Below are 17,927 nucleotides of genomic sequence, written 5' to 3' on the forward strand. Positions count from 1 at the left end.
TATGTCCTTTTGATGGGCTTATCATAGCACAGCAGATTTTCCTTGTCAACAGAAATTTATACTTTTTAATAATTATTTTTAGTTAAATATTCTGTTCATCAAAAAGTCCCGCATCAGTTCACCCATCAAAGCCTCATCTTAAAATCATCATAGCCGAATGTGCGCACCGTTTCCCATGTGCCGTTTGGAGCAACAGCAACGATATGCGGCAGCGGCATCCCGTTGAACGTGTTGTTCTTCACCATCGTGTAGATCGCCATATCGCCAAAGACGACGCGATCCCCCACGGCAAGCGGAGCATCAAACGAATATGTGCCGATGGTGTCGCCCGCGAGGCAGGTCGGTCCCGCAAGCGTATATGTATGCGCTTTTTCCCCCGGCTCGCCCGCGCCGATGACGGGCGGACGATAGGGCATCTCGATCACGTCGGGCATGTGGCACGCGGCAGATGTGTTCAGGATGACATTCCCGTCCGCCTGCACATCGAGCACCTTGGCGACGAGGAAGCCCGCATTGAGCGCGACCGCCTCGCCCGGTTCGAGATAGACCGCGACGTTGTACGTCTCCTGTACGTGGCGAATGAGCCGCTTGAGCAGCGGGATGTCGTATCCCTCGCGCGTAATGTGATGCCCGCCGCCGAAGTTCAGCCACTTCATCCCATGGAGATACGTGCCGAACTTCGCTTCCACTGCTTCGAGCGTCGCCGCAAGTGCGTCCGCCCCCTGCTCACAGAGCGTATGGAAATGCAGCCCGTCCAGACCATCGAGCAGATCGGCACGAAAGTCCGCAATCTTCACGCCGAGCCGCGAGTTCGGCGCACAGGGGTCATAGATGGCGTGCTTCTGCGTCGAGCGCTCGGGGTTGATGCGGATGCCGCAGGATGCGCCCGCTGCACGCGCTGCCGCACCGAACCGCGCCCACTGGGCAAAGGAGTTAAAGACAATGTGGTCGCAGATCGAAGCAAGCTGTTTGATCTCGTCCTCCTCATAGGCGGGCTTAAAGACGTGGTTCTCTCTGCCCATCTCCTCCTGCGACAGCCGTGCCTCATAGATGCCGCTCGCCGTCGTACCCGCGAGATAACGCCCGATCAGCGGATAGTAGTGATACATGGAAAAGCATTTCTGGGCGAGCAGCACCTTTGCGCCCGTATCCTTTGCGACCTCGGCGAGGATTTTGAGATTCTTCTCCAAGAGTTCTTCGTATACGAGATAGGAGGGCGTCGGAACTGCGTTCCACTCCGCACGCCACTCTGCATATGTCGCCATCAGTCCACCAATACGGGGCTGTGGCTCTCCTGCCACGGCAGCCCCCACACATTCAGCGCCTCCATGAACGGATCGGGATCGAACTCCTCGACGTTAAACACACCGGGACGGCGCCACTTGCCCGTCATCACCATCATCGCGCCGATCATCGCAGGTACGCCCGTCGTATAGGCGACCGCCTGCGAACCGACCTCGGCATAGCACTTCTCGTGGTCACAGACGTTATAGAGATAGTAGTTCTTGTCCTTGCCGTCCTTCTTCCCACGGAAGATGCAGCCGATGTTCGTCTTGCCCTTCGTGCGCGGACCGAGGCTCGCGGGGTCGGGCAGCACCGCCTTGAGGAACTGCAAAGGAATGATCTTATGCCCCTCAAAGTCGATCGGCTCGATGGAGGTCATACCCACGTTCTCAAGACAGCGCAGGTGCGTGAGATAGCTTTCGCCGAACGTCATAAAGAAGCGGATGCGCTTGATCCCCTTGATATTTTTCGCGAGGGATTCGAGTTCCTCGTGGTGCAGGAGGTACATATCCTTCTGCCCAACCTCGGCAAAGTCATAGACGCGCTTAATCTCCATCGGCTCGGTCTCGACCCACGCGCCGTTTTCCCAGTAGCTCCCCTTCGCCGAGACCTCGCGGATATTGATCTCGGGATTGAAATTCGTCGCAAACGGATAGCCGTGGTCGCCGCCGTTGCAGTCGAGGATGTCGATGTAGTTGATCTCATCAAACTCGTGCTTCATCGCATACGCACTGAACACCCCCGTCACGCCGGGGTCAAATCCCGAGCCGAGCAGCGCCGTCAGTCCCGCCTCGCGAAAGCGGTCGGCGTATGCCCACTGCCAGCTGTACTCGAACTTCGCCGTGTCCTCCGGCTCATAGTTCGCCGTGTCCACATAGTGTACGCCCGCCGCAAGGCACGCATCCATGATGTGCAGATCCTGATACGGGAGTGCGAGGTTCAGCACCACATCAGGTCGAAAATCGCGGATGAGAGCCGTCAGTGCCGGTACATCGTCCGCATCCACAGCGGCAGTCCGAATCTTTGTCTTGCCACCGTCCAATTTTTTCTTCAGCGCGTCACATTTCGACTTGGTACGCGAGGCAATGAGAATCTCCTCAAACACCTCCGGATTCTGACAACATTTATGCACGGCGACACTCGCTACGCCGCCCGCACCAATAATCATCGCTTTTCCCATGGGAACGCCTCCTTTATCTATGTCCCCTATCATACAACAGGAACGGGATCACTGCAAGAGCAGTGATCCCGTTGATATGTTTGTCCGAACAAGGAGGAAAACCGGACGCATAGCAAGGGCTATGTGGAGGATCGCGGTCACAGTGCGGGCAAAAAAATGCGTCAAGATGGCAGTGCTGAATTTATCAGTGCTTCTTTCAGCAGATTACGAATCCGTTTCTATGACAGAGCGATTGAATTGTGCTATAATAAATATCGTGTATTCAATATTTTAGATGCGTTGCGCTATAACGAAAGGAATCATCTACAATGGCTGTTCACGTCATCAACGAATCCCGTCGCTGCCTCCAGTGCAAGAAGCCGCTCTGCCGCATCAAGGGCTGTCCTGTACAGACCAACGTGCCGGAGATGATCCGCCTCTTTCTTGACGGCAAAATCAACGAGGCAGGTGCGATGCTCTACGACAACAACCCGATGAGTGTCTTTTGCTCGCTCGTCTGCGACCACGATGCGCAGTGCGAGGGCAACTGCATTCAGGGACGGCGCGGTGCACCGATCCAGATCTCAAGCATCGAGCACTACATTTCGGACACCTATCTCGACAAGCTCGTGCTTGAGCGAAAGTCCTACAACGGACACAACGTCGCCGTGATCGGCGCGGGCCCTGCGGGCATTGTCGTCGCGGTGAAGCTCGCACAGGAGGGCTACGGGGTAACGATCTTCGAACGGATGCAGCGCATCGGCGGAATGCTGCGCTACGGCATCCCCGACTTTCGTCTGCCGCCCTCGACCCTCGACCGTTACGAGGAAAAACTCTACACGCTCGGCATCCACATCCGCCCAAACACGACGATCGGCGGCGCACTCACGGTGGACGATCTCTTTCGCGACGGCTACGAAACCATCTTCATGGGGACGGGCGCGTGGCGTGCGAAGAGCCTCGGCATCCACGGCGAGACACTCGGCAACTGCCACTTTGCCGTCAACTATCTCCAGAACCCCGATGTCTACCACCTCGGCGATCGCGTCGCCGTCATCGGCTCGGGCAACTCTGCAATGGATGTTGCACGCACAGCAATCCGCAAGGGCAGCCGCTACGTGACGATCTACGCACGCCGCAACGGCATCTCTGCGAGTGACCGCGAGCTTGAGTATGCACTGATGGACGGCTGCGAGATCCAGTATGCCAAGGGCATTCACTCCGTCACGCCCGAGGGACCGATGCTGTATGACCGCGTTTTTGACGAGAACCAAAAGCTCATCAGCGAGGGCGAGCCCTACCTCATCCCCGCCGACAGCACGGTGATTGCGGCAAGTCAGGCGGCAAAGGACAAGATCGTCCGCACGACGACGGGCATCGAGCTCAACGAAAAGGGTCTCGTCATCGTCGATGAGAACGGCATGACAGGACGCGCCGGTGTATTCTCCGCCGGCGATGTCGTGCAGGGGCCGTGGACCGTCGTGCACGCAGTTCGGGATGCAAAGCACGTCGCTGAGGCGATGATCCGCTATATGGAAGAAAACAGCGCGACATCCTGACGGAACGCACCGCGTCCCCGTCCGCCGCGCACAGTAAAAGCAAAGGAGACATCTATGACCATGAACGATCGCGAGATCACCGATCTCGTAAGACAAATGGCCGCCCCGCCGAAGCCGCCCACCTACGGCGAGGCAGAGGTGGAGGAACTCGTGCGGATGCACGCGGGCGGACGGCACAAGATGCGCAGCGAAGCCGAGATCCTCGCACGCTACAACCTCGGTCGTCAGCAGTACAAACAGCTCAAGTACAGTCATGAGAACAACCGTGAGCAGCAACAGATGCTCTACGCCGAGCTCAAGGTGCTTGGCTGGGTACTCGGGCGCAAAGAGCGCGATGTTGTCATGGAGATCAATAAATGAAGCTGAGTCTGACCAAAGAAGATTTTATCACAGCGGCGCAGACGGCAAACCTCGTTACCGTTTCCACCGAGCTGACGATGGATCTCGATACCCCCGTTTCTATCTACTACAAGCTGGTCGGGGATAAAAACGGCTACATCATGGAGTCCGTTGACACAACACAGCAGCAGTTCGGACGTTACTCCTTCATCGGCGGCGACCCGTTCGTACACATTCAGGTCTTTGCGGACAAGCTGCTCGTGAACGAAAACGGTCAGAGGAAGAGCATCGCGGGTACGCCGCATGAAACGATGAGGCAATATGCCGCACGCTTTACCCCCACGCGCACGAATACGGAGGCACTTCCCCTTGTCCACGGCGGACTTGCGGGATACTTCACCTATGAAACGGCGGCGACGTTCGACCGCGTGCGCGGCGTGACCCTCGGTGCAGATCATCTGCTCGGACAGTTCATGCTCTGCCGCTATCTTGTCGTCTACGATGCCCTGCGGAACAGTGCACAGCTCCACTACCTCGCAGACATCCATCCGGGTGAGGATGCAGGCGTGCTCTATGACACCGCTGCCGAGCGTCTTGCAGCGATGCGAAAGCGCCTTTCCGCACCGTTTTCCGTCCCCGCTGCCCAGCCGTCCAAACGCACAGCACCCGTTGACTTTATGGCGCAGTACAAAGAACCGCCTGCCGATTTCCTCGCGACCATCGAGCGCATCAAGGAACACATCTATGCGGGCGACATCTTCCAAGCGGTGCCCTCACTCCGCTTCCGCGAGAAGATCACGCGCCCCGCATTTCTCTTCTATCGGCGGCTGCGGCAGGTCAACCCCTCGCCCTATATGTTTTACTACAACTTCGGCGAGGTAAAGCTCGTCGGCGCATCGCCCGAAATGCTCATCAAGCTATCGGGCAGCACCGTCTGCACCTACCCCATTGCGGGTACGAGAAAACGCGGCAAAAACGACGAGGAGGACGCACTCCTCGCCGCCGAACTGCGTGCCGACGAAAAGGAGTGCGCCGAACACGCCATGCTTGTGGATCTCGCACGCAACGACCTCGGCCGCATCAGCGTCCCCGGCACGGTGCGCGTACCGAAGCTGATGGAGGTCGAACGATTCTCCCACGTTTCGCATATGGTGAGCAGCGTCGTCGGTGAGATTGCCCCCGGCTGCACGCCGATGGATGTGCTGCGCGCCACCTTTCCCGCAGGAACGGTCAGCGGCGCACCGAAGCTGCGTGCCATGGAGATCATTCACGAGGAGGAGCACGAGGATCGCGGATTCTACGCGGGTACGGTCGGCTACATGGACTTTCGCGGCAACATGGATATGTGCATCACCCTGCATACCATGTGCATTGAGAATGACGACACGGCAATCATCCATGCGGGCGCGGGCATCGTCAAGGACTCCGTACCTGAGAAAGAATACATCGAGATCCTGCAAAAGGCAAAGGCGCTCTTCGAGGTCGTAGAGGAGGTGGAGAACAATGCTGCTTTTGCTTGACAACTACGACTCGTTCACCTACAACGTGTATCAGCTGCTCACAAACCTCGGCGCAGAGGTCGAGGTCATCCGCAACGACGTGACAACCGTCGACGAGATTCGTGCAAAAAAGTACAAGGGCATTGTCATCTCCCCCGGCCCCGGACTGCCGAAGGATGCCGGCATTACGGAGGATGTCATACGCGAGCTGGGCGGTGAAGTCCCGATTCTCGGCATCTGCCTCGGACATCAGGCAATCGGCGAGGTGTTCGGCGGGAGGATCGTCCGCGCCCCCGAGATCGTCCACGGCAAGGCATCCCCCATCCGTCACCTCGGTACGGGCATCTATCAGGGCATCCACGCGGGTACACGGGTTGCACGCTACCACTCCCTCATCATCGAGCGCGAGAGTCTGCCCGACGTGCTTGAGATCACGTGCGACCTCGGCGACGGCACAATCATGGGCGTCCGTCACAAGACCCTCCCCATCGAGGGCATCCAGTTCCATCCCGAGTCCATCCTGACCCATGACGGTCCTGCGCTGATGGAAAACTATCTGATAGGCATTGGTGTACTATGTGCGAAAAAAGATACGACAATATCCTTCTGATCAGCGATCTGGACGGTACGCTGATCCCACGCTATGAAATGATTTCCGAGGAAAATATCTGCGCCCTCAATGCGTTTACGGCGGCAGGCGGCGCCTTTGCCGCCGCGACGGGGCGCACACCGGAGTCCGCGCTTCCCTACCTCGACGGGATCGCAGTCAACACACCGAGCATTTTCTTCAACGGTGCAATGCTCAAGGATCTGTCGAAGAATCAGGTGCTTGAGACACGCACGCTGGACGGCGACATCTGGCGCACGTTTGCCGCGCGTGTCCTCTATCAGTTCCCGCGTGCCTGTGTCGAGGTCTATACGGAAAAGCACTGCCATATCCTCACCCCTGAGGAGAACGATGACCCGCGCCTCATGGACGAGTTCTACAACGTCAACCGCACGAAACTCCGCGCGGTCGAGCATGAGCAATGGCTGAAGTTCTTCATCTGCGACGCACCGATCAACCTCTCCTTCGTCGAGCGTCTGGCAGAGGAGCTCGGCATTGACAAATGCTCAAACTCGTTCTACTCCGAGGCAAACTACCTCGAATTCGTCCCGCCCGGCACAAGCAAGGGCGCAATGGCAGAGGTACTGAAGGCGATGCCCGCCTATGCGGGGCGGCGCATCATCGCCTGCGGCGACTATGAGAACGATGTCGAACTCCTTCGTATGGCGGACATCGGCATCGCTCCCGAGGATGCCTCGGAGGATGCAAAGGCGGCGGCAGACCGCATTGCCCCGCCGTGCAGAGAGCCGATCGTGCCGTGGATCTTGAGGGAAATATTATAATCAGACATACAAAAAAAGCACTGCGATTGCAGTGCTCTTTTGCTGTGCGGGAATTCCGCTGATGAATTGAACTAGATTAGAACGCGAACTCAACGCGACCGAAGAGCGTGCTTGCCTTCTTGTCGGCCGTGATATCCTTGCCACGGAAGTACTCCGCCTTCGTCGTCACGTTCTTGAAGAGCATATAGGATGCGCCGACAGCCCAGCCCTTCTGATCACGCTCAAGAATCGCGTAGGTCGGTGCAAGTGCTGCATACTTGTTGAGGTGACGATAGGCAACATATGCCCCCCACGAACCCATATCAGACTTCTTTGCGCCCTTGTAGTCGAGCTGGACAGCTGCAGACTTGTGGTAGTAGTCAGCCTCCGTGTTCTGTGCGTATGCAGCCTTCAGTGCAACATTCTTGTCAAACTTATAGCTAGCACCAACCGCCCAGATGTTTGCATTATCCGTGCTCGTCTTGCTGTAGCGGGGAGCCTTTTTAGCATCACGGAAATAGGTGCTGTTCAGATGATGGTATCCGACACCGCCCGTGAGTTTGCCCATCGTAGCAGTAAGCTCGATCCCCTGATAGTTTGCTGCAAGATCAAAGTTCTTCGCATCATCCCATTTAGCATAGCCCTTCGACGTATCACCATCGCCGAAATCCTTGACACGACCAGCCGTAACCGATGCCTTGACAACATTGCCGAACGTAACCTTTGCACCCGAGATACCGGTATCAAGAACCAGCCCGTCATCCGCGCCGGAGTAGAGATCCATCTTGCCAAGCTTGACATTCAGCTTGCCGTAGTTGCCATCAGCATAGGCACGCGCAAGCGTCATCGAGCTGCTGTCGTCCTTGTCCATGTAGTACTGCGTATCGAGACGTGCATTGACCTTCCAGTGATCATTGACCTCTGCCGACGGGAAGAGACGGAAGCGGACGCGATCCATATTATCCTTTGCCTCGTTCTCGTGGCGATGGCTGAAATAGTCATAGCGAAGGAAGCCCGTAAACTTCACCATGTCCGCATGTTTTTCGAGGTTCGAAACGCGCACACCGAGATTGTTGAGCTCATCCGCAAACTCAGCAGCGAGACGGTCGATGAGAGCCTTATCCGATACGGGGACATTCTCCTTTGCCATCGCCTTTGCGACCATCTGCGCCATCTCAAAGCGCGTGATGTTGCGGTCGCCGCGATACGTGCCGTCGCCGTAGCCCTCGACAACACCGTCCGCAGCAAGCTGCGTCACGGCATCGTATGCCCAGTGGTCACGGGGTACATCCGAGAACGGGTTTGCAGCGGCGAACGTCGTGGACGCAGCGCCGACCGTGAGTGCTGCCGCAAGAGCAGCGACCATTGTCTTTTTCATACGGTTTCCTCCTTTGCGGGAATCCCCGCAATACACAAAATACGGCTCCGCATACAGGAGGAACGGAGTATCCATGTTTCCTCGCAACCGTCCTGTATACGGATTTATATGCGCCATTATAGCACAATGTCAATCGTTTGCAAAGTGCAAAATCGAATTGCCGTATTCTAATCGTGACAACATCTCAATGTATTCAGTTTCGCGTCCATCCATACTGTGTGATATTCGAAGTGTAGCGCAGGCGGTCAACAAAGTCCGCATTCGTCGCCGACGTACGGAATACGGGTACGCGTTCGAGCGCGTAGACGTTGCTGCTGCGGTCAACATTGCCATACTTGACCGTAAAGCCACCCCTGTACCCCGCCGCCTTTGCAATACTGACGATATGCAGATCGTGCACGCCCGTCGGATAGGCGATGAAGTCGATCGGATGCCCGAGCTCTGCCTCCGCTGTCCTCTTTGATTCGACAAGTTCCTCACGGATGCGCTCATCGGGCAGCTCCGGCAGCGGCGCATGGGTCACGGTATGGGACTGCGCCATGATGCCGTGCTGCTCCATCTCACGCAGCTGATCCCATGTGAGATACCCCTTTCGACTGCTGACAAACCCCGTCACAATGAAGATCGTCGCCTTGAGATTGTATTTTTTGAGGATCGGGTAGGCATTTGTATAGTTGTCGACATAGCCGTCGTCAAATGTGATAAGTACCGGACGGTCGGGCAGTGTCCCCTTTCCCTCCATAAAGTCATAGAGTTCATCCGTACTGATCGTATGATAGCCGTGATCGACGAGATATTTCATCTGCCAGTCAAAATCCGTCGGATCAATCGCCAGAGAGATGAGCATGGGGTTCACCATATGATAGTTGAGCACGAGTACCTTCACATCATCCTCCGGCGGCGGCATGGGTGCGGGCAATGATTCCTCTTTCGATTCCCCCAGAATCAGCAGTGCTCCAAAAAGGATGAGCAAAACGGCGATCAGATACCAGAACTGCCGCCCGCCGATCATCTGCTTCCAATTCATGCCATCCCTCCTGTTCGCTGCCATTCATTGTACTCAGATTCAAAATGAAAAGCAAGCCGTGCAGACGTTCCTTTTCACAAAAAAAGAACTGCCTCCCGTGAGAAGCAGTTCACCGTTGTTTTTCGACGCTCAGTTCTTTCCCCAGACTTCCGCCATGAGATCTTCATAGGTATCATCGAGATGTTTCACAAGGATCATCTCGACCAGCGTATGTACCATGCGGGAGTCAAACATTGCAGACACCGCCGGCACACAGATATCGAGGTAGATGCTGCCGTCCTCGCGCAGGTAATACTTAAAGATCTTGTACTCCGCATTGAGCGCGTTGAGATAGTTCTTGATCCGGTCGACGTTCTTCTCGTTGATGCCCGTCGCGACGTTCGTGCGGATGATCGCGAAGATGCTGTCATCAACGAAGATCGCCATCGGCATGACCTGCCCCTTCACCTCGATGCGTGAGTCGAAGCGTGTCGTATGATACTCGTCGTCAAAGGAGCGCGGCTCATCAAAATAGGCAATCCCCTCCTCCTTGAGGTATGCCTTGAACTTCTCCGCCTTTGCCGCCCCCTCGGAGGATGTCGTATCCTCTGCCGCTTTCTTCGCACCCTTGGCTTCGCCGATGCGCTCCCGCAGAGCATCCTCCTCAGACAGCTTCACAGCCTCGTCCTTTACATCCTTATCTTCGTTCTTTGTCATGTGTATTGTTCCTTCCTCTCCTGTGCAAACGGGTATCATTCCGTCGCTAATATGGTACTATTCTACCATAAAATAAAATATTTGCAAGAAAAACCGCCGCGCTGCTGCTCGGCGGTCGATCAAAGGAATACTCGTCAGATGGTTCTCCTGCGCAGGATGAAGGAACGGACAAAGAGCCCGGTGAAGAGCACAGCGAATGCGATGCCCGCCGGATAGGTGATGTCCGTCGGAAGGCCAAAGCCCTCAGGAGCCTGCAGGAGGTAGGTCGTCGTAACTGCCGACATAAAGATCGCGGGCAGAAGTGCCACAACGTAGGCGTACGACCCCGGACGATGCAGATACAGATATGCCGTCCCCATCCAGAGGGTAATCATCGCAAGGGTCTGGTTCGCCCACGAGAAGTAACGCCAGATGATTGAAAAGTCCATCTGTGAGAGGACAAGACCGATGCCGAGCATCGGAACCGCGATGAGAAGACGCTTCGGAGCTTCTTTCTGGGGAATGTCGAGCCAGTCTGCGAGCGTCAGACGTGCGGAGCGGAACGCCGTATCCCCCGAGGTGATCGGACAGGCAATCACACCGAGCATCGCGAGAATCGCACCGAGGCTCACGCCGCCGATGCCGACAACCCCCATGAAACCGTTGCAGATCTCATAAACGACACCGCCGGGACCTGCTTCCTTGAGTGCTGCGCCGAGCCCTGCCGTCCCGTCGTAGAATGTCGCACCTGCAGCAGCCCAGCAGAGTGCAATGATGCCCTCGGCGACCATCGCGCCGTAAAACACGGGGCGTCCCATGCGCTCATCCTTGAGGCAGCGCGACATGATCGGCGACTGGGTTGCATGAAAGCCCGAAACCGCACCACACGCAACCGTGATAAAGAGGAGTGGCCAAATCGGCAGCTGTTTTGGATGCAGATTCTGGAGCGTCATCTCCGGCATGACGTGACCGCCGACACCGAAGAGCATACCGCCCATGATGCCGAGTGCCATGACGATCAAGCAGATGCCGAAGAGTGGATAGAAACGCGCGATGATCTTGTCGATCGGCAGGAGGGTCGCCATCGTGTAGTAGATGAAGATCACACCAAGCCACATGAGCACTTCCTGACCTGTGAGTTTTGCGAGCAGCATCGCAGGCCCCGTCATAAAGACGACACCGACGAGAACGAGCAGGACGATCGCGAATACACGCATGATCTGGAGCATGATATGCCCGAGGTTCTTGCCCACGATCTCCGAGAGACTCTTGCCGTCCTCACGGAACGAGATCATGCCGGAGAGGTAGTCGTGCACACCGCCCGCAAAGATCGTACCGAATACGATCCAGAGATAAACGCTCGGTCCCCAGAGTGCGCCCGCAAGTGCGCCGAAGATCGGACCAAGCCCTGCGATGTTCAGCAGCTGGATGAGGAACACCTTCCACGTCGGCAGCGGGATGTAGTCTACTCCATCCTCAAGCCGTATCGAGGGAGCCGTCTCTCCCGTGCGGCCAAATGCCCGATCCACGATTGCACCATAGACGATGTAGCCTATGATGAGTGTGGCGAGCGCACCAAGAAATGTAACCATACGTTGTCACTTCTTTCCTTTTTGTATACTGAAAATTATACCGGGATTTCCGACATCCGCGTCCTGCCCTCCCTTCCCGTAAAATCAAAGAAGCTCCCCTAAAACAAGTCCCCAAAATAGCAAATCGGCTTCTTTGCGCCCATCATATCACAACTGCGTCCCCTTGTCTAATAGTTCCTTTGTGTTATAATGGGCAATGTATTTTGGAAGGCTAATTTGCAGACTTTCCGTATTTGGGGAGGTTTTCTTATGGGACTTGATATTCTTCTCTTTCTCATCCTCGGGCTGTTCGTCGGCACGTTCGGGACGCTTGTCGGCATCGGCGGCGGTCTGATCTGCGTGCCGATCTTCATCTTCTTCCTGTCGGACGGCGGCGTTTATCCGTACTTCCACACGGCGGCACAGATCACGGGAACATCGCTTGTGATCGTGTTTGCCAATGCTCTCTCGGGGACGCTCGCTTACGTCCGTCAGCAGCGCGTCTACTTCCCCGCTGCTGTGCCGTTCGCACTCGCGACACTGCCGGGCGCATTCCTCGGCTCGTACATCGTCGACGACTTCACGGGATCGATGCTCTACGCATCCTATGGCACGTTCCTTCTGGTGATGGCGTCGCTTATGTATTGGAACGCCACGCACAAGAAGCACGCGGATGTCCACACACTCCCCGCGAATTTTACGTTCAACCGCTCGCTCGGCATCGGCACAAGCGCAGGCGTCGGCTTCATCTCCAGCATCTTCGGCATCGGCGGCGGCGTGATCCATGTGCCGCTCATGGTCTATCTGCTCGGCTTCCCCGTACACATGGCGACGGCAACCTCGCATTTCGTCCTCGCCTGTTCGGCGGCATTCGGTGTCGTCAGTCACTTCCTGCTCAATCACATCATCTGGACACCCGCGATCTGCATCTCCATCGGTGCCGCTATCGGTGCCCAGATTGGGGCTGCCATCTCACAGAAGACGAAGTCCAAGGTCATCCTCGTCCTCCTCTCCCTCGCCATGTTCGGTCTCGGCGTACGCCTCATCTGGATGAGCGGGGTACTGTAAAATACAAAACGAGACCAAAAAAAAGAATCGCCCCAACATGAGGCGATTCTTTTTTAGTCTCTTTGTGCTCCGATCAGAGCGGCTGGAAGCCGTGGCGTGCGCCCTCGGCAGACTCGATTGCCTGATGTGCCAGGTCAATCGCAAGCCCAAGGGTACGCATGATCTTGTCGGGGTTGTGGAAGCCCACGCCGTTCTCGGCAGCAACCCAATCCCAGTACCACTGTGCTTCGCGAATCTTCGCGCGTGCATCGTCGAGAGCTGCATCGGGTACACCGGCATCCATCGCAGCCTTGACCGTGCGGTGTGCGCGTGCAACGGTCTGTCCAGCGATACGCTGGAGTTTGAACGTGTTGTCATGAATGGTCTTGACGCGTGCAACGAGGGTCTCCTCGCTCTCGTCATGACACTTCAGACAGGACTGCTGCGTGGTCTTCAGCGGGCTCGTCATCCAGTGCGAGGTATACTTCTTGCCGCCGTCACGCATATAGGGCATGTGGCAGTCCACGCAGGTGACACCCGCATCGGCATGAACGCTTGTCGCCCACGTCTCAAATTCCGGATGCTGCGCCTTGAGCATCATCGTCTTGGAGTCGGGGTGCATCCAGTCGCCCTTGAATCCGCCTGCCTGTCCGGACTGGTAGTACTGATACTCGGACTCGGCATCCAGACCGTTCGTATAGGGATGCGTTACACGGCCATCCTCAGCCGAGAAGTAGTACTCCGTATGGCATTGCCCGCAGACGTAGGCGCGCATCTCATTGTGCGTTGCCGCATTCACATCAATGCCGCGCTTTGCCATCGACTCAATGAAGCCCTGCTGATAAACGCGCAGCTCCATCGTCTCAGGATCGTGGCAGGTCGAGCAGCCAAACCACTCATCCATCGTGATGGGAGCCGCAACTTCATCAAACGGCTTCGATGCATACGCCCATCCACCTTCTTTGAAGTACACATCATAAACATACGAACCCTTGCACTGTAGACAACTCCCCTTCTGTCCCGGAAGCCTCTTCGTATGCAGGAGATCGTAGCCCGCATACGTATGCCCTCGGTCGTCGTCATACTGGATGGCAAACTTATAGCCCTTAAAGTTCTCAAGCATCTCGGGCTGGTGCTCCAGATGACTGTTGCCCTCCATGCTGCCGCCGTAGCCTGTGGGCGACGGAGATTCCTCATTGTTTTTCATGAATGAGTTGTACTGGAGCGGGTAAGCATCCTTGTACGCCTCTTTGCCGATCTTGGCAGCGGTATCGCCCTGGATCTGCACGCGTTTGATGCTGTCATCGTTCGGGTGTGCGCCGATGCGAACAGCGACAAATCCAAAGAACAGGGCACAGACGCCGGCAACACCTGCGATGATTTTCTTTCTGTTACTCAACTCTTATCCCCCCTTCTAAAGGATTGGAACCATGCGGCATACCACTGTGACACTTCGTACAATTTGCATTTCCGTCCTTGCCCCTGTCCAGACATACCGCCCCCATGGTCGATGTATGGCAGCGCAGACAGTTGGCATTCACGATATCCCGTCCGTGATCGGAGATCTTGATATGTACGGGATAGTCGTTCAGCACCTGATGGAGCGTGTCATGCATGCCTGTTTTGCCCTTTTCAAAATAGTAAACGGCAATATTGTCGTGCGGCAGATGGCACTCCACGCAGGCGATGTCCGCATGTGTGGACATGGCATGTGTCTTTGCCTCGTGCTGCATGGCATGGCACATACCGCAGAACTTCGGCGACGCCGAGGCCTTGTCCATGAGCATGCCGCCGCCGACGGCGAACAGTCCCACGAGAAACGCACCGATGATACAGCGCAGCGTATGCTCCTTTGCATACTGCTTCAAATTCATGTGTCCTTCCTCCCTTCTATGATTTCTCACTCAGACCGCTTTTCCGATCCACCTCCTTTGACGGGACTTACCACCTGCGTGGCTGCCAGGAGACCACCGACAGTCACAAGAACACAGGCGAGCCAAAGGATGGAGATGCCGGGCTTCGTACTGACCGAGGCGGGAACGGGAAGTGCCGCCTCCTCTGCCACAGAGGGCAGGATCTCGATCCGTATGTCGCGTTCATCCGCCGAGACACCCGTGAGACGAATGCGGAACTTGCCGTTCATCACCTCGATCGGCTGGGATGTCCCGCCCGTCTCCGTCGCAAGGATCGTGGGTGCGGCATCATCGACTTCCTCGCCGTCCGTCAGCGCAATCTGCGCCGTGACGAGGGTCTTGCCGCCGCCCTGCGGCTCAAACGCGATGGATTCGTAGCGATAGGCATAGTCCCCCTCATCCATGACAGTCTTGCCTCGATGGAGGATCAGCTCGGCACGCTCCGCCGAGGTCGGCGACGGTGCGATATAGAGATCGCCCACAAGGCTTCTTGCAATTGCAGGCTCACGTGCCGCATCCTCACCGTTTGCACGCAGCTTTGTCACTGCCTCGCACAGACTTCCGTCCACCTCATAGCGGTAGGACTTCTCACTGCCACTCTCGGCAAAGGACTGTCCACGATAGATGATCGTGTGTCCATAGACCTCCTGCGGCTCGTCAGGGATGAGTGTGACCGTCGTTGTCTGACTGCCCGACCCCGAGAGAATAAAGGCGAGCAGCGCAAGTCCCGTGCCAACGTGGGCAACCATCCCGCCCAGACCAATGCGTTGACGGCGAAATGCCTCAATGGCAGCAAGTGCGGCAAGGAGGGCAAAGGTGGAGAGCAGAACCGACGGAATATCCGTGACTCCGACCAGCCCCGCGAGAACGCCGCCGCCCACGGAGATCACGAAGATCCACACAGGCCGTGCGACGCGTCCACCGCCGTAGGGCAGAAGTACGCCGAGTGCCATGAGAAGCGCCAGCGGCACCGCAATCGGCAGCGAGGTACGCACATAGTAGCTCGTATCGACCGCCGCACTCTCTCCAAGCAGCCCCGAGATGAGCGGCATGGACATTCCGAAAAATACGATAGCGACGATGAATACGATGAGAAGCATCCCGAGCAGCACGAGGAAGTCTCGGCTGCGGTGCTGCTCGTAGACCGCCCCCTTCGGCAGACGTTCAATCCGAACGATCAGAACGCCGAGCCCGAAGAGCAGGACAGCCGCATTGGCAAGGGCGATGTAGAGGCCGATGTCCGAGCCCGCAAAGGAGTGCACGGAGAAATCACCGAGAATACCGCTGCGCGTGAGGAATGTCCCGTAAAGGACGAATGCGTAGGAGAAGGTCGCCGCAAGATGAACGAGGTAAAACGCCCCGCGCCGCCCACGCGCAACAGAGATCAGATGAAGCAGAACACAGGCGAGCAGCCACGGGACAAGCGAGGAGTTCTCCACGGGATCCCAGCCCCAGTAGCCGCCCCACCCGAGCACCTTGTACGCCCAGTAGCCGCCGATGAAGATGCCTGCACCGAGGAATGCCCACGCGATGAGCGTCCAGCGACGCATCGGAGCGAGGAAACTGCCGTCCATCGGTGCCTTTATCATGCTCTCAAGAGAGTAGACGAACGGAACTGCAAGCAGCGCATAGCCCACAAAGATGATCGGCGGATGCACCGCCATCCACGGATCCTGCAGCAGCGGATTCATCCCGTGCCCATCCATGGCAACAGTCTCTGCGGGAGCAAAGGGGCTCTTAAAGAGGACGAGGAGGACGAGCATCGCGGTGAGTGCGTGGTAGATCGTGCGCCCCGTCGCTGTCATCCGACCCTCGCGTGCAATCAGAACACCGACAACGGCGTGAATCACGAGCCAGAGGAGAAATGAGCCCTGCTGCCCCGCCCAGAATGCGGAGAGCTTGTAGAGCAGCGGCAGACTGATGGAGGAGTAACTGATAACGTAGGTGTAGCTGAAATCATCGTTCAGAATAATGACGAAGAGGAACGCCGCTGCACCAAGCGATGCGAGCCCTGCTAGGGCTGCACAGATCCGTCCTTCGGTTGTTTTTCCCTGCGTCTCACAGAACACTGCAGCAAGGGCAAAGAACAGAACCGCACCCAAGAATAACGTTCCGATCATACCTGAACCTTTCCTTTTTCCGCCTCATATTTCGACGGGCATTTGATGAGCAGCTTGTCCGCTGCGAACGCATCGCCCGTATATTTCCCAATCGCGACAACGTGGTACGCTTCATCAAAGTTATCGGGCTTTACACCCTTGTATCGGACGAGCATCGTCTCGCCCGTCTCCTCATCGGAGATGGAGAACACGAACATATTGTTCTCCATGTGCGGCTCGACAGTGTCGTCGGGCAGCCCCTTGACCTGCACATTCCGTTCGGAGGTACGGGCCTCTGCAACACTGACGTAGGGGGTCACGGAGTCCGCAAAGAAGTACCCCGCATATCCGATAAATCCAAGAATCAGTACAACGAAGAAGTATTTACGCATGACGATTCCCCCGTTTCATCAGCCAAACATACATAAGTGTCACATCGACAAGCGATAATATGAGCGTTCCGAGCATCACCGCATCCATATCGAGCCGCCCCGCCCCGTTGAGCACGGGCGACGGATGCAGCGAGAAAAACATCCGCGGCAGGATAAAGACGAGGAACGGAACCGCGATAAAGGAAAAGAGTGCGTAGACCGCCGACGAGGAGGCTCGTGCATGCTCGTCCTGCATCGTCATACGAAGTGTGGCGTATGCCCCGTAGATGAGGAGCAGAACAAAGATTGTCGTCTGCCGCGGATCCCAGTTCCAGTACGCGCCCCATGTGAGCTTTGAAAACACCGCTCCGCTTGCCGTGGCAAGCAATGTAAAAAACAATCCGAGCACAGCAGACCGCGCACTTTTTGCATCATAGCGAAGATTGCGTGTTTTCAAATAGCGTGCGCCCCAGTAGGCTGCGCAGAAGAACGCGATGACCGAAACCCATGCACATGGGATGTGGAAGAATGCAATGCGGACGTAGTCGCCCAGCCCCTCAGCAGGAGGGACGACAAAAAACACGGCGTAGAGCACAGCCAATGTCAGAGCGGCAATCACCCCGGCAAGCATGAGACCC

At 56.6% G+C, this 17,927-nt stretch carries 17 protein-coding genes and 1 pseudogene; 7 read left to right on the forward strand and 11 right to left on the reverse strand.

All coding sequences use genetic code 11. From position 1 onward, the window contains the following. Window positions 1-125: 125 nt before the first annotated feature. The gene (nspC, locus tag QU667_RS07030; protein WP_304986510.1) at window positions 126-1,265 is read right to left on the reverse strand and encodes a carboxynorspermidine decarboxylase; all 1,140 of its coding nucleotides are present in this window, start codon (window positions 1,263-1,265) and stop codon (window positions 126-128) included. Then, a complete protein-coding gene (locus tag QU667_RS07035) occupies window positions 1,265-2,464 on the reverse strand; it encodes a saccharopine dehydrogenase family protein (protein ID WP_304986511.1) in 1,200 nt (399 codons plus the stop codon). The genes nspC and QU667_RS07035 overlap by 1 nt, the downstream gene beginning before the upstream one ends. 81 nt (window positions 2,465-2,545) lie before the next feature. Here QU667_RS07035 and QU667_RS07040 point away from each other — a divergent pair. The 6 genes and pseudogenes from QU667_RS07040 to QU667_RS07065 all read left to right on the forward strand — a co-directional run. Next, window positions 2,546-2,657: pseudogene (locus tag QU667_RS07040) on the forward strand (secretion protein HlyD); the annotation flags it as partial. Window positions 2,658-2,772: 115 nt separating this feature from the next. After that, the gene (locus tag QU667_RS07045) at window positions 2,773-4,002 is read left to right on the forward strand and encodes an FAD-dependent oxidoreductase (RefSeq protein ID WP_304986512.1); all 1,230 of its coding nucleotides are present in this window, start codon (window positions 2,773-2,775) and stop codon (window positions 4,000-4,002) included. Window positions 4,003-4,056: 54 nt separating this feature from the next. Next, on the forward strand, window positions 4,057-4,362 hold the full coding sequence (locus QU667_RS07050) for a hypothetical protein (protein WP_304986513.1): 306 nt from the start codon (window positions 4,057-4,059) through the stop codon (window positions 4,360-4,362). Beyond that, window positions 4,359-5,861 carry an anthranilate synthase component I family protein gene (locus QU667_RS07055; RefSeq protein ID WP_304986514.1) on the forward strand — a complete coding sequence of 501 codons (1,503 nt, stop codon included), beginning with the start codon at window positions 4,359-4,361 and terminating at the stop codon, window positions 5,859-5,861. Before QU667_RS07050 ends, QU667_RS07055 begins: the two co-directional genes overlap by 4 nt. Further along, entirely contained in the window at window positions 5,845-6,450 is a 606-nt protein-coding gene (locus QU667_RS07060; RefSeq protein ID WP_304986515.1) for an anthranilate synthase component II, read from the forward strand. The genes QU667_RS07055 and QU667_RS07060 overlap by 17 nt, the downstream gene beginning before the upstream one ends. Continuing rightward, complete coding sequence (locus QU667_RS07065) at window positions 6,417-7,229, forward strand: HAD-IIB family hydrolase (protein WP_304986516.1); 813 nt, start codon at window positions 6,417-6,419, stop codon at window positions 7,227-7,229. Before QU667_RS07060 ends, QU667_RS07065 begins: the two co-directional genes overlap by 34 nt. Before the next feature lie 76 nt (window positions 7,230-7,305). On the opposite strand, the gene QU667_RS07070 is transcribed toward QU667_RS07065, so the two are convergent. From QU667_RS07070 to QU667_RS07085, 4 genes are all read right to left on the reverse strand, one after another. Beyond that, on the reverse strand, window positions 7,306-8,586 hold the full coding sequence (locus QU667_RS07070) for a porin (RefSeq protein ID WP_304986517.1): 1,281 nt from the start codon (window positions 8,584-8,586) through the stop codon (window positions 7,306-7,308). 193 nt (window positions 8,587-8,779) lie between these two features. Next, window positions 8,780-9,613: a polysaccharide deacetylase family protein gene (locus QU667_RS07075; RefSeq protein ID WP_304986518.1), complete on the reverse strand. Its 834-nt coding sequence runs from the start codon at window positions 9,611-9,613 to the stop codon at window positions 8,780-8,782. Between the two features lie 129 nt (window positions 9,614-9,742). Next, window positions 9,743-10,309 carry a hypothetical protein gene (locus tag QU667_RS07080; protein ID WP_304986519.1) on the reverse strand — a complete coding sequence of 189 codons (567 nt, stop codon included), beginning with the start codon at window positions 10,307-10,309 and terminating at the stop codon, window positions 9,743-9,745. A 134-nt stretch (window positions 10,310-10,443) separates the two neighbouring features. Then, entirely contained in the window at window positions 10,444-11,880 is a 1,437-nt protein-coding gene (locus QU667_RS07085; protein ID WP_304986520.1) for a carbon starvation CstA family protein, read from the reverse strand. A gap of 249 nt (window positions 11,881-12,129) precedes the next feature. On the opposite strand from QU667_RS07085, the gene QU667_RS07090 reads away from it, so the two are divergent. Next, the gene (locus tag QU667_RS07090; RefSeq protein WP_304986521.1) at window positions 12,130-12,927 is read left to right on the forward strand and encodes a sulfite exporter TauE/SafE family protein; all 798 of its coding nucleotides are present in this window, start codon (window positions 12,130-12,132) and stop codon (window positions 12,925-12,927) included. Between the two features lie 73 nt (window positions 12,928-13,000). Here QU667_RS07090 and QU667_RS07095 read toward each other — a convergent pair whose 3' ends face one another. From QU667_RS07095 to ccsA (QU667_RS07115), 5 genes are read right to left on the reverse strand one after another with little or no spacing between them, the layout of a single operon-like run. Then, complete coding sequence (locus tag QU667_RS07095) at window positions 13,001-14,305, reverse strand: ammonia-forming cytochrome c nitrite reductase subunit c552 (RefSeq protein ID WP_304986522.1); 1,305 nt, start codon at window positions 14,303-14,305, stop codon at window positions 13,001-13,003. Then, window positions 14,298-14,780 (reverse strand): cytochrome c3 family protein, encoded by a 483-nt coding sequence (locus QU667_RS07100; RefSeq protein ID WP_021685403.1) that lies wholly within the window; start codon window positions 14,778-14,780, stop codon window positions 14,298-14,300. The genes QU667_RS07095 and QU667_RS07100 overlap by 8 nt, the downstream gene beginning before the upstream one ends. A 26-nt stretch (window positions 14,781-14,806) precedes the next feature. Next, window positions 14,807-16,939 (reverse strand): cytochrome c biogenesis protein CcsA, encoded by a 2,133-nt coding sequence (ccsA, locus tag QU667_RS07105; RefSeq protein ID WP_304986523.1) that lies wholly within the window; start codon window positions 16,937-16,939, stop codon window positions 14,807-14,809. Further along, window positions 16,936-17,310 carry a cytochrome c maturation protein CcmE domain-containing protein gene (locus QU667_RS07110; RefSeq protein ID WP_006691539.1) on the reverse strand — a complete coding sequence of 125 codons (375 nt, stop codon included), beginning with the start codon at window positions 17,308-17,310 and terminating at the stop codon, window positions 16,936-16,938. The genes ccsA (QU667_RS07105) and QU667_RS07110 overlap by 4 nt, the downstream gene beginning before the upstream one ends. Further along, window positions 17,303-17,920, reverse strand: a complete 618-nt coding sequence (gene ccsA, locus QU667_RS07115; protein ID WP_304986524.1) for a cytochrome c biogenesis protein CcsA — start codon at window positions 17,918-17,920, stop codon at window positions 17,303-17,305. Before ccsA (QU667_RS07115) ends, QU667_RS07110 begins: the two co-directional genes overlap by 8 nt. Window positions 17,921-17,927: the final 7 nt, after the last annotated feature.

Source organism: Selenomonas dianae (genome assembly GCF_030644225.1).
Lineage (GTDB): Bacteria > Bacillota > Negativicutes > Selenomonadales > Selenomonadaceae > Centipeda > Centipeda dianae.